Here is a 12536-nt window from a genome sequence, read left to right as displayed (position 1 = left end):
CGATTCCTGTTACGTCACTCGACGCGAGAACCTAGACGGGGTTGATCCGCCCGTCACCCCGGTCGGCGTCCCCGCCACTCCGGTCCGTCTCATGGACGCCTCGAGCATCCTCCCGCCCGGCCCCGTTACCCTGGCGACGTGCACGCTCCCCGGGGAGTTCCGTGAGAGGTTCCCTGGGAAGCCGCAAAGCCGACAGCCGTCGCACTCCAGGGAGCCCCTTCATGGCCTCGTCGCCACCGACCCCTTCTGCCGACAGCCGGACCCGTGTGTCCGCGCTCCGAGAGGCACTCGCCACCCGCGTGGTGGTCGCCGACGGAGCCATGGGCACCATGCTCCAGGCGCAGGACCCCACGCTCGACGACTTCGAGAACCTCGAAGGCTGCAACGAGATCCTCAACGTCACCCGCCCCGACATCGTGCGCTCGGTCCACGAGGAGTACTTCGGCGCCGGCGTCGACTGCGTCGAGACGAACACCTTCGGCGCGAACCACTCCGCGATGGCCGAGTACGACATCCCCGAGCGCGTCCACGAACTCTCCGAGGCCGGCGCCCGCATCGCCCGCGAGACCGCCGACGACTTCACCGCCCGCGACGGCCGCCAGCGCTGGGTCCTCGGCTCCATCGGCCCCGGCACCAAGCTGCCCACCCTCGGCCACATCGGCTACGGCACGCTCCGCGACGGCTTCCAGGCCAACGCCGAGGGCCTGCTCGCCGGCGGCGCCGACGCCCTGATCGTGGAGACCACCCAGGACCTCCTCCAGACCAAGTCGTCGATCCTGGGCGCCCGCCGCGCCATGGAGGCGACCGGCGTCGACGTACCCCTGCTGGTCTCCATGGCCTTCGAGACCACCGGCACCATGCTGCTCGGCTCCGAGATCGGCGCCGCGCTCACCGCGCTGGAACCCCTCGGCATCGACATGATCGGCCTGAACTGCTCGACGGGCCCCGCCGAGATGAGCGAGCACCTGCGCTATCTCGCCCGCCACTCCCGCACCCCGCTGCTCTGCATGCCGAACGCGGGCCTGCCCATCCTCACCAAGGACGGCGCCCACTTCCCGCTCGACCCCGAGGGCCTGGCCGACGCGCAGGAACACTTCGTCCACGACTACGGCCTCAACCTCGTCGGCGGCTGCTGCGGCACCACCCCCGAGCACCTGCGCAAGCTCGTCGAGCGGGTCCGCGAGGCCACGCCCACCGAGCGCCACCCGCAGCCCGAGCCGGGCGCCGCCTCCCTCTACCAGACGGTCCCGTTCCGCCAGGACACCGCCTACCTGGCGATCGGCGAGCGCACGAACGCCAACGGCTCGAAGAAGTTCCGCGAGGCCATGCTCGATGGCCGCTGGGACGACTGCGTGGAGATGGCCCGCGACCAGATCCGCGAGGGCGCCCACATGCTGGACCTCTGCGTGGACTACGTCGGCCGCGACGGCGTCGCCGACATGGAGGAACTCGCCGGCCGCTTCGCCACCGCCTCCACCCTCCCGATCGTCCTGGACTCCACCGAAGTCCCGGTCATCCGGGCCGGGTTGGAGAAGCTCGGCGGTCGCGCGGTCATCAACTCCGTCAACTACGAGGACGGCGACGGCCCCGAGTCCCGCTTCGCGAAGGTCACCAGGCTGGCGCAGGAGCACGGCGCCGCCCTCATCGCGCTGACCATCGACGAGCAGGGCCAGGCCCGTACGCCCGAGCACAAGGTCGCCATCGCCGAGCGGCTGATCGAGGACCTGACGACGAACTGGGGCATCCAGGAGTCGGACATCCTCATCGACACCCTGACCTTCACCATCTGCACCGGCCAGGAGGAGTCCCGCGGCGACGGCATCGCCACCATCGAGGCGATCCGCCGCCTCAAGAGCAGCCACCCGGACGTGCAGACCACGCTGGGCCTCTCGAACATCTCCTTCGGCCTCAACCCGGCCGCCCGCGTCCTGCTCAACTCCGTCTTCCTCGACGAGTGCGTCAAGGCGGGCCTCGACTCCGCGATCGTGCACGCCTCGAAGATCCTCCCGATCGCCCGCTTCGACGAGGAGCAGGTCACCACCGCCCTCGACCTCATCTACGACCGCCGCGCCGAGGGCTACGACCCCCTCCAGAAGCTGATGGCCCTCTTCGAGGGCGCCACCACCAAGTCCCTGAAGGCGGGCAGGGCCGAGGAGCTGGCCGCCCTCCCGCTGGACGAGCGGCTCAAGCGGCGCATCATCGACGGCGAGAAGAACGGCCTGGAGGCCGACCTCGCCGAGGCGTTGCAGTCCCGCCCCGCCCTGGACATCGTCAACGAGACGCTCCTGGACGGCATGAAGGTCGTCGGCGAGCTCTTCGGCTCCGGCCAGATGCAGCTGCCGTTCGTGCTCCAGTCCGCCGAGGTCATGAAGACCGCGGTCGCCTATCTGGAGCCGCACATGGAGAAGTCGGACGCCGAGGGCAAGGGCACCATCGTCCTCGCCACGGTGCGCGGCGACGTCCACGACATCGGCAAGAACCTCGTCGACATCATCCTGTCCAACAACGGCTACAACGTCGTCAACCTCGGCATCAAGCAGCCCGTCTCCGCGATCCTGGAAGCCGCCGAGGAGCACCGCGCCGACGTCATCGGCATGTCGGGCCTCCTGGTCAAGTCCACGGTGATCATGAAGGAGAACCTCCAGGAGCTCAACCAGCGCAAGATGGCCGCCGACTACCCGGTCATCCTGGGCGGCGCCGCGCTGACCCGCGCCTATGTGGAGCAGGACCTGCACGAGATCTACGAGGGCGAGGTCCGCTACGCCCGCGACGCGTTCGAGGGCCTGCGCCTGATGGACGCCCTGATCGGCGTCAAGCGGGGCGTGCCCGGCGCGAAGCTGCCCGAGCTGAAGCAGCGCCGGGTGCGGGCGAGCGCGGCCGTGGAGGTCGAGGAGCGCCCCGAGGAGGGCCACGTCCGCTCGGACGTCGCCGTCGACAACCCGATCCCCGAGGCGCCCTTCCGCGGCACCCGGGTCATCAAGGGCATCCAGCTCAAGGAGTACGCGTCCTGGCTCGACGAGGGCGCCCTCTTCAAGGGCCAGTGGGGCCTCAAGCAGGCCCGCACCGGCGACGGCCCGACCTACGAGGACCTCGTCGAGACCGAGGGCCGCCCCCGCCTGCGCGGCCTCCTGGACAAGCTCCAGACGGACAACCTCCTCGAAGCGGCCGTCGTCTACGGCTACTTCCCCTGCGTGTCCAAGGACGACGACCTGATCATCCTGGACGACGAGGGCAACGAACGCACCCGGTTCACGTTCCCGCGCCAGCGCCGCGGCCGCCGGCTCTGCCTGGCCGACTTCTTCCGCCCGGAGGAGTCCGGCGAGACCGACGTCGTCGGCTTCCAGATCGTGACCGTGGGCAACCGCATCGGCGAGGAGACCGCCAAGCTCTTCGAATCGAACTCCTACCGCGACTACCTCGAACTGCACGGCCTCTCCGTCCAGTTGGCCGAAGCGCTCGCCGAGTACTGGCACGCGCGCGTGCGCTCCGAACTCGGCTTCGCCGGCGAGGACCCCACCGACGTCGAGGACATGTTCGCCCTCAAGTACCGCGGCGCCCGCTTCTCCCTCGGCTACGGTGCCTGCCCCGACCTGGAGGACCGCGCGAAGATCGCCGCCCTGCTGGAGCCGGAGCGCATCGGAGTCCACCTCTCGGAGGAGTTCCAGCTGCACCCGGAGCAGTCCACGGACGCGATCGTCATCCACCACCCGGAGGCGAAGTACTTCAACGCCCGCTGATCCGCACAGGCCCGCCGACCCGACCAGCGCGCCGCACCTAGGGGCGCGCTGGAACGGACGAGCACATTGATCGGATAAGTCGTACACTGGTCGGTCCACCGCAGGCCGGTCGCCTCTCTGTGAAAAAGAGGCGGCCGGCCTGATCGTCCCTCAAGGAGGTGCGCCAGGATGACCAGCACGGTCCCCGCGCTCGGAACCCGTACGGCCGAAGGCTCCGCTCTCCAGGCCGTACTCCTCGACATGGACGGCACCCTGGTGGACACCGAGGGCTTCTGGTGGGACGTCGAGGTCGAGGTCTTCGCCGCCCTCGGGCACACCCTCGACGACTCCTGGCGCCATGTCGTGGTCGGCGGCCCCATGACCCGCAGCGCCGGCTTCCTGATCGAGGCCACCGGCGCGGACATCACCCTCGCCGAGCTGTCCGTCCTGCTCAACTCCGGCTTCGAGGACCGCATCGGGCGCACCCTGCCGCTGATGCCGGGCGCCGCGAGACTCCTGGCCGAGCTGGCCGAGTACGAGATCCCCACGGCCCTCGTCTCCGCCTCGCACCGGCGCATCATCGACCGCGTGCTGACCCTCCTCGGCCCGCAGCACTTCACGCTGACGATCGCCGGCGACGAGGTCACCCGCACCAAGCCGTACCCCGACCCGTATCTCCTCGCCGCCGCCGGACTGGGCGTCGACCCGGCCCGCTGTGCCGTCGTGGAGGACACCGCGACCGGTGTCGCGGCGGCCGAGGCGGCGGGGTGCCTGGTGGTGGCCGTGCCGTCCGTGGCGCCCATCGCGCCGGCCGACCGGCGCACCGTCGTGTCCTCGCTGGAAGTCGTCGACCTGGCATTTCTGCGCGGACTGATGGCCGACTGATGACGGAAATGCGTCAACCGTTCACCGAGCGTGCAAAGTCCAATGGGATCAATGGGAATGGAATTCGGCCGTGATCGACCGGTCGAATTCCGTTGCACTCCAACCGAGTTGACGGGTGTGAGGTTCACCACGCGCAGGGGGGTCGACATCGTCGCCCCCCTGTGCTGTTCACCCCATTTCTGAGGCCGATCGCGCACCCTTGTGTCCCGATTGGTGAAACCCTGCACTAATCCTTCCCTCGGTGGGTTTTCGGTCTGTCCACAGCCGGTTCCGCAGCGTGATGGGGACTCAACTACGGTGGCCGCGAACCCCGGTGCGGGTCCGGACTAATCTCAACGCGAGAACATCGCCCTAATCCCCGTGATCGGCATCTCCACCCCATGCATGCCGGGTACACGGACTCGAACAGCTCTGGAGAAACTCGAGCATGAACCGCAAGACTTTGGTGCTGCCGGCCGTCGTCGGCCTGCTCGCGCCGGTGCTCGCCGCCTGTGGCGGCTCCGGCAGCGGGAGTTCAAGCGGCGATGCGATCATCGTCGGCACCACGGACCGGTTCGAGGCGACGAAGGACGCTCCGGCGCCGCTCGACCCCGCCTACGCCTACGACGTGGGCACCTGGAACATCCTGCGCCAGACCGTGCAGACCCTGATGATCCAGCCCAAGGGCGAGGGCGACCCGGTGCCCGAGGCCGCCGAGAAGTGCGGCTTCACCGACACCGGCAACGAGCGCTACGCCTGCACCCTGCGCGACGGTCTCAAGTTCCCCAACGGCAACAAGATCACCGCGGAGGACGTCAAGTACTCCATCGACCGTGCGATGCGCCTCAAGGCCGACAGCGGTGTGTTCGCCCTGCTGTCCACCGTCGACACCGTCGAGACCCAGGGCGACCGCGAGGTCATCTTCCATCTGAAGACGGCCGACGCCACGTTCCCGTACAAGCTGTCCACTCCCGTCGCCGGCATCGTGAACCCGGACGACTACCAGAAGGACAAGCTGCGCGACGGGTTCGCCGTCGACGGCTCGGGCCCGTACACCCTCTCGGTCGCCGAGAAGGACGGTGCGATCACCACGGCCACGTTCACCAAGAACCCCAATTACAAGGGTGCCTTGAAGGTGAACAACAACAAGGTCGAGATGCGCACCTTCGCCGACGCCGACGCCATGGGCAGCGCGATCAACAAGGGCGACATCGACGTGATGACGCGCTCCATGACGCCGGAACAGATCCAGAAGCTCAGCGACCAGACGGACGGCAACGTCGACCTCGTCGAGATGCCCGGCCTCGAGATCCGCTACCTCGGCTTCAACACCAGCGCCGAGACCGTGAAGTCGAAGGCCGTACGCGAGGCGATGGCCCAGATCATCGACCGCGGCGAACTCGTCTCCAAGGTCTACGGCACCGAGGCCGAGCCGCTCTACTCGATGGTCCCGGCGACCATCACCGGTCACTCGAACTCGTTCTTCAACAAGTACGGCGACCCGAGCGTCACCAAGGCCAAGAAGATGATGGAGCTGGCCAACATCACCACCCCGGTGAAGCTGACCATGCACTACACGACCGACCACTACGGCTCGGCCACCAAGGAAGAGTTCCAGCAGCTCCAGAAGCAGCTCAACGCCAGCGGCCTGTTCGACGTCAGCATCCAGGGCACCGCCTGGTCGACGTTCCGTCCGTCCGAGCAGAAGGGCAAGTACGACGTCTACGGGATGGGCTGGTTCCCCGACTTCCCCGACGCCGACAACTACCTCGCGCCGTTCCTGGACAAGGACAACACCCTCGGCTCGCCGTACGCCAACCCCAAGATCATGAACACCCTGATCCCGGAGTCCCGCCGCGAGGCCGACCGGCTCGCCGCGTCCAAGAGCCTCACGGCCATCCAGGACATCGTCGCCACCGACGTCCCGCTGATCCCGCTGTGGCAGGGCAAGCAGTACGTCGCCGCCCGCGACGACGTGACGGGCACCGCGTACGTCCTCAACTCCTCCTCGACGCTCCAGCTCTGGGAGCTGGGCCGGGGCGTGGGGAACTGACGGAGCCGACCGCCGGGGTCCGCACGTGACGATCCGACGGCACGCGCGCTGAACCGAACCGGCTCGACCCGACCAGTGGCCAGTCCCGCCGAACACGGCGAGGCTGGCCACCGGCCTGTCGGCAAGGGCCGTGCTCCATGCGCGGCCCGCACACACGAAGAGGGCGCCCCTGTCAGGAAGGGGCGCCCTCTTCGTACGTACCGCTGTCCACCCGGTGCCGTGTCGTGCCTACTGCGCGCCGGGGCGCACCAACCCGCTCTCGTACGCGTACACCGCCGCCTGCACCCGGTCACGCAGGCCCAGCTTGGTGAGGACGTGCCCCACATGCGTCTTCACGGTGGTCTCGCTGACGAACAGGTCGGCGGCGATCTCCGCGTTCGACAGCCCGCGCGCCACCAGCTTCAGCACCTCGACCTCACGGTCCGTCAACGTATGCAGGGTGTCCGGCACCGGCTCGTCACCGGACGGGAGATGACCGGCGTACTTGTCGAGCAGCCGCCGCGTGATGCTCGGCGCGAGCATGGCCTCGCCGGCGGCCACCACACGGATCGCCTGCACGAGTTCGTTGGCGGGCGCGTCCTTGAGCAGGAAGCCGCTGGCACCGGCCCGCAACGCCTCCACCACGTACTCGTCGAGATCGAAGGTGGTCAGCACCAGCACCTTCGCCGGTCCGTCCCGCCCGGGACCGGTGATCTGCCGGGTCGCCTCGACTCCGTCCATCCGCGGCATACGGATGTCCATCAGCACCACATCGGGCTGTAGCGCCCGCACCTGGTCGAGCGCCTGCAAACCGTCTCCGGCCTCGCCGACGACCGCGAGATCCTGCTCCGCCTCCAGAATCATCCGGAACCCGGTTCGCAGCAGCGGCTGGTCATCGACCAGTAGGACGCGGATGGCCACGTGAATCTCCTTCGCTAGCCCGGCCCCATTCTGCCCTGCCCAACGCTCCGCGACTCGACCGGGCTTGTGGGGGTTGGTGGAGTGGGGGTGCGGGGGGTTTGGGCTCGCGAGGGGCGTGCTTTGGGTGGGGATGGAGGGGGGCTGGGCGAGGGGTTCAGGTTTGTGCGGAGGGGGCTGGGCGGGGGGTTCAGGTGGGTGCGGAGGTTTGCAGGCGGGCCTTGGCCTGGGTGTGGAGGTTTGTTGGGTGGGGGCGTCGCTGGGTGCGGCGGCTTGGTTGGGCGGGCTTGGCTGGGTACGGCGGCCTGTGGGGGAGCGTGGGGCTGGCTGGGTGTGGCTGATTTCTGGGTGTGGGTTTGCTGGGCGGGACTTGGCTGGGTGTGGCGGTCTCTGGGGGCGGGTCTGTTGGGTCGGGCTTGGCTGGGTGTGGCGGTCTCTGGAGGCGGGTTTGCTGGGTCGGGCTTGGCTGGGTGTGACGGCTTGTTGGGGGTGGGGCCTGGCTGAGTGCGCGGGTTGGGGTGTCCGGGGTTCGGACGGGGTGCGGGTTGCTGGGCGGGTGTTCCGGGCTCCTGGCAGGTACGTCGTTCGCCGAGCCGGGCCCCTGGCGAGACATCGCCCGCCGAGCCCGCGCGCCCGGCAGCAACGCCCGCTGCTGACCCCGGACTCCGGACAGCAACGCCCGCTGCCGACCCCGGGCGCCGGACAGGAGCGCCGTCTGCTGAGCCCAGCCCCCCGGGCGGGAACCCTGCCCGGCCAGCCCCCCTCGGAACTCGCGGCGGGACTCCCCACGCCGCGCCCGCCGCGCCCTGGCCGGAACCAGCGCCTGTCGCCTCCGCTCACCAACGGAGGCAGCCCCCACGGCCTCGCCGGTGCCTGCCCCGGCTACTTCCGCCACCCGCCGGAGGCAGCGCCCATCACCTCGCCGGTACCTGCTCAGGCCACTTCCGCCCCCTCACCGGAGACAGTCCCATCACCTCGCGGGCACCTGCTCAGACCACTTCCGCCCCCTCCCAGGAGGCAGCCCCATCACCTCGCCGGTACCCGCTCAGGCCACCTCCGCCCCCTCACCGGAACCGGCGCCCGCCACAGCCGCCTCCCCGGAAGCACCACCCGGCACCTCCACCCGCTCACCGGAACCAGCGCTCGCCTCGTCACCGGAACCAGCACCCGATCCCGCCCCTTCCTCAGAAGCTGCCGCGGGCACCCCGCCCCCCTCATCAACCCTCCGCACCGGCAACGGATAGGGCGGGGGAGTCCCCCCGAACTCCGGGCACACCGACTGGTGGTCGCACCAGCCGCACAGCTTTGTCGGGCGGGGGCGCCAGTCGCCGGTCTCCGTGGCGAGCCGGATCGCCTCCCACAGGGCCAGCAGCTTGCGCTCGACCCGCTCCAGGTCGGCGACGACGGGGTCGTACGTCACCACGTCCCCGCTGCCCAGATACACCAGCTGAAGCCGCCGCGGCACGACCTGCTTCAGCCGCCAGACCACCAGCGCGTAGAACTTCATCTGGAACAGCGCGCCCTCGGCGTACTCGGGCCGGGGCGCCTTGCCCGTCTTGTAGTCGACGATCCGCACATCGCCGGTGGGCGCCACATCGACCCGGTCGATGATCCCGCGCAGCTTCAGCCCCGAATCCAGCTCGGTCTCGATGAACATCTCCCGCTCGGCGGGCTCCAGCCGCGTCGGGTCCTCCAGCGAGAACCACCGCTCGACCAGCCGCTCCGCCTCCCCGAGCCAGCGCGCCAGCCGCTCACCCTCGGGATCGTCGGCGAACAGCTCCACGACCTCGGGCCGCGACTCCCGCAACCGGTCCCACTGCCCGGGGATCAGCGACTTGGCCCGCGGCGCCGTACGCTCGGCGGCCGGCGCGTCGAAGAGCCGCTCGAGCACCGAGTGCACCAGCGTCCCCCTGGTCGCCGCCTCGCTCGGCTTCTCCGGCAGCCGGTCGATCACCCGGAACCGGTACAGCAACGGGCACTGCATGAAGTCGCTCGCACGCGAGGGCGACAACGACGCCGGCGCTATGGCGACGCGCTCGACCACGCCCACCCTCCCCGGCTCCACCGTCACCGCCGCGGCCCGCTCCGCCGCCGCGCCCTCGTCGCCCGCTGTCCCCGCGAGGCCCTCCGCACTGGTCTCCATGCCCACAGACCTTACGGCCCGCCACTGACAGTGACCCGATCCCGGCCGACGCGCTCGCGACAGCCGGGGAAACGCGGGGGGTGCCGGGGCGGAACGCGCCACGACCGCCGCATACCATCGACCCGAGACCTCTCCGCCCGGCTGGCGCGGAGGATGCTTCGAAAGAGGGGACACCGTGGACGAGAGCGGCGGGAGCGGGCAGCCGCGGTCCGGCATCAACGAGCCGACCGAGCACGCCACGGGTGCCACCACCCCGGCCGCCGACCCCGGCACCCCCGAAACCGAACCGGACGACACCGCGGCGGGGACGACACCTCCGCACCACGAGGACACCTCCCAGCCCGAGGCCCACGGCGACGCGAGCACATCACCGGAGCCCGCCGCGGAGGACCGTACGGAAGCGGAGGACTGTACGGAAACGGAATCCCCGTCCCGGCCGGCCACGGACGAAACCGCAGCGCCCGAGGCCACCTCGATCGACCCCGGCACCCGGGACCACACGGACCCCGGCACCTCGTCCGCCCCCGCCCCCACGCACGCCCACCTCAACGGTGAGCCGAAGCCCGACGGCACCCCCGCGAGCCACGACCACACCGACGGCCACGACCTCGCACCCCACCACGCCTACGCCCACACTGAACACCCCGGAACCGACACCACCCCCGGCCCCGGCACCCGCATCGCCAAGGGACGCCCCCCGCAGCGCCCCAAGGAGCCCGGCGGCGGCCTGCTCATGGGACGGCCCTTCGGCGTGCCCGTCTACGTGGCGCCCAGCTGGTTCCTCGTCGCCGCGCTCATCACCTGGGTGTTCGGCGGCCAGCTCGACCGCGTCCTGCCCGAACTCGGCGCCGCCCGCTACCTCGTGGCCCTCTTCTTCGCGGTCGCCTTCTACGGCTCGGTCCTGGTCCACGAACTCGCGCACACCGTCGCCGCGCTCCGCTTCAAACTCCCGGTCCGCCGCATCCAGCTCCAGTTCTTCGGCGGTGTCTCCGAGATCGAGAAGGAGGCCGAGACCCCGGGCAGGGAGTTCGTGCTGGCCTTCGTCGGCCCGCTGCTCTCGCTGATCCTCTCGGGCATCTTCTATCTGGCCATGCTGCCCGTGGAGCCCGGCACCGTCCCCGGCGTCCTGCTCGCCGGCCTGATGGTCTCCAACCTCATCGTGGCCGCCTTCAACCTCCTGCCCGGCCTGCCCCTCGACGGCGGCCGTATGCTCCGCGCGGTGGTCTGGAAGATCACCGGCAGGCCCATGAGCGGCACCATCGCCGCCGCCTGGGTCGGCCGCGCCCTCGCCGTCTCCGTCCTCATCGGCCTCCCGCTGCTCACCCAGACCGGCGTCCTCGGCACCAACACCGAGGACATCAGCGGCATGGACACGGTCACGGACGCGCTGCTCGCCGCGATCCTCGCCGCGATCATCTGGACCGGCGCCGGCAACAGCCTCCGCATGGCCCGCCTCCGCGAACACCTCCCGGAACTCCGCGCCCGCAACCTCACCCGCCGCGCGGTCCCCGTCGAGACCGACACCCCGCTCTCCGAGGCCCTGCGCCGAGCCAACGCCGCCGGCGCCCGCGCCCTGGTCGTCGTCGACGCGGACGGCCAGCCCCTCTCCCTGGTCCGCGAGGCCGCCATCGTCGGCGTCCCCGAACACCGCCGCCCCTGGGTTGCCGTCAGCGGCCTCGCCCAGGACCTCACCGACGGCATGCGGGTCTCCGCCGAACTCGCCGGAGAGGACCTCCTCGACGCCCTGCGCGCGGCCCCCGCCACCGAGTACCTCGTCATCGAGGAGACCGGCGAGATCTACGGCGTCCTGTCCGCCGCCGACGTCGAGCGCGCCTTCGTGAAGGCCATGGCCCGCCCCAGCTGAGGCACGCGCGCGTGGTCGGCGGCCCCCACAAACGCCGGTAGGCTGGTCACATGTCCGAACCGACCGGTGCCGCCCGCAGGCGCGGGCCCTTCAAGGTCGGGGACCAGGTTCAGCTGACCGACCCCAAGGGCCGCCACTACACGTTCACGCTCGAAGCCGGGAAGAATTTCCACACCCACAAGGGTTCCTTCCCGCACGACGAACTGATCGGCGCACCCGAGGGCAGCGTTGTCCGCACCACCGGAAACGTTGCCTACCTCGCGCTGCGCCCCCTGCTCCCCGACTACGTCCTGTCCATGCCCCGCGGCGCCGCCGTGGTCTACCCCAAGGACGCGGGGCAGATCCTGGCCTTCGCCGACATCTTCCCCGGCGCCCGCGTCGTGGAAGCGGGCGTGGGCTCCGGCTCGCTCAGCAGCTTCCTGCTGCGCGCCATCGGCGACCAGGGCATGCTGCACTCCTACGAGCGCCGCGAGGACTTCGCCGAGATCGCCCAGCAGAACGTGGAGCGCTACTTCGGCGGCCCGCACCCCGCCTGGCAGCTCACCGTCGGCGACCTCCAGGACAACCTGTCCGACACTGACGTCGACCGCGTCATCCTCGACATGCTCGCCCCCTGGGAGTGCCTGGAGGCCGTCTCCAAGGCCCTCGTGCCCGGCGGCATCCTCTGCTGCTACGTCGCGACCACCACCCAGCTCGCGCGCACCGTCGAGTCCATCCGGGAGATCGGCTCCTTCAACGAGCCGACCGCCTGGGAGACGATGCTCCGCAACTGGCACGTCGAGGGCCTGGCCGTCCGCCCCGACCACCGGATGATCGGCCACACCGGCTTCCTCCTCACCGCCCGCCGCCTCGCGGACGGCGTCGAGCCCCCCATGCGCCGCCGCCGCCCCGCCAAGGGCGCCTACGGCGACGACTACGACGGCCCCAACGCCGCCGGTGGCGCAGCAGGCCGCTGAGCCCCACCCCGGCGGCCCTGTGCCGCACTCAACGCACGAACGC

The 12536-nt window shown here is 70.3% G+C and carries 7 protein-coding genes; 5 read left to right on the top strand and 2 right to left on the bottom strand.

Annotation, left to right across the window (positions count from 1 at the left end):
* Window positions 1-221 precede the first annotated feature (221 nt).
* The 3 genes from metH to ACIRB1_RS19570 all read left to right on the top strand — a co-directional run bounded on the left by metH (window position 222) and on the right by ACIRB1_RS19570 (window position 6633).
* The gene (metH, locus tag ACIRB1_RS19580; protein WP_403466361.1) at window positions 222-3737 is read left to right on the top strand and encodes a methionine synthase; all 3516 of its coding nucleotides are present in this window, start codon (window positions 222-224) and stop codon (window positions 3735-3737) included.
* A 168-nt stretch (window positions 3738-3905) separates the two neighbouring features.
* Window positions 3906-4601 (top strand): HAD family phosphatase, encoded by a 696-nt coding sequence (locus ACIRB1_RS19575; RefSeq protein WP_328832459.1) that lies wholly within the window; start codon window positions 3906-3908, stop codon window positions 4599-4601.
* A gap of 427 nt (window positions 4602-5028) precedes the next feature.
* A complete protein-coding gene (locus ACIRB1_RS19570) occupies window positions 5029-6633 on the top strand; it encodes an ABC transporter substrate-binding protein (RefSeq protein ID WP_403466360.1) in 1605 nt (534 codons plus the stop codon).
* Window positions 6634-6861: 228 nt separating this feature from the next.
* Here the strand turns inward: ACIRB1_RS19570 and ACIRB1_RS19565 are convergent, their stop codons facing one another.
* Both ACIRB1_RS19565 and ACIRB1_RS19560 read right to left on the bottom strand, forming a co-directional pair.
* Window positions 6862-7533, bottom strand: a complete 672-nt coding sequence (locus tag ACIRB1_RS19565) for a response regulator transcription factor (RefSeq protein ID WP_261702934.1) — start codon at window positions 7531-7533, stop codon at window positions 6862-6864.
* A 1042-nt stretch (window positions 7534-8575) separates the two neighbouring features.
* On the bottom strand, window positions 8576-9673 hold the full coding sequence (locus ACIRB1_RS19560; protein WP_403466359.1) for a RecB family exonuclease: 1098 nt from the start codon (window positions 9671-9673) through the stop codon (window positions 8576-8578).
* Between the two features lie 175 nt (window positions 9674-9848).
* On the opposite strand from ACIRB1_RS19560, the gene ACIRB1_RS19555 reads away from it, so the two are divergent.
* Entirely contained in the window at window positions 9849-11537 is a 1689-nt protein-coding gene (locus ACIRB1_RS19555; RefSeq protein WP_403466358.1) for a site-2 protease family protein, read from the top strand.
* Between the two features lie 50 nt (window positions 11538-11587).
* Complete coding sequence (locus ACIRB1_RS19550) at window positions 11588-12493, top strand: tRNA (adenine-N1)-methyltransferase (protein ID WP_266767102.1); 906 nt, start codon at window positions 11588-11590, stop codon at window positions 12491-12493.
* Window positions 12494-12536: the final 43 nt, after the last annotated feature.

Source organism: Streptomyces sp. NPDC096013 (genome assembly GCF_044763565.1).
GTDB lineage: Bacteria > Actinomycetota > Actinomycetes > Streptomycetales > Streptomycetaceae > Streptomyces.
Note: the sequence above shows the minus strand (reverse complement) of the source record. Positions and strands in the feature narration are given on the sequence as shown.

Coding starts and splice junctions, on each gene's coding strand:
- metH (WP_403466361.1), top strand. CDS start 222: ATGGCCTCGTCGCCACCGACCCCTTCTGCCGACAGCCGGACCCGTGTG.
- ACIRB1_RS19575 (WP_328832459.1), top strand. CDS start 3,906: ATGACCAGCACGGTCCCCGCGCTCGGAACCCGTACGGCCGAAGGCTCC.
- ACIRB1_RS19570 (WP_403466360.1), top strand. CDS start 5,029: ATGAACCGCAAGACTTTGGTGCTGCCGGCCGTCGTCGGCCTGCTCGCG.
- ACIRB1_RS19560 (WP_403466359.1), bottom strand. CDS start 9,673: ATGGAGACCAGTGCGGAGGGCCTCGCGGGGACAGCGGGCGACGAGGGC.
- ACIRB1_RS19550 (WP_266767102.1), top strand. CDS start 11,588: ATGTCCGAACCGACCGGTGCCGCCCGCAGGCGCGGGCCCTTCAAGGTC.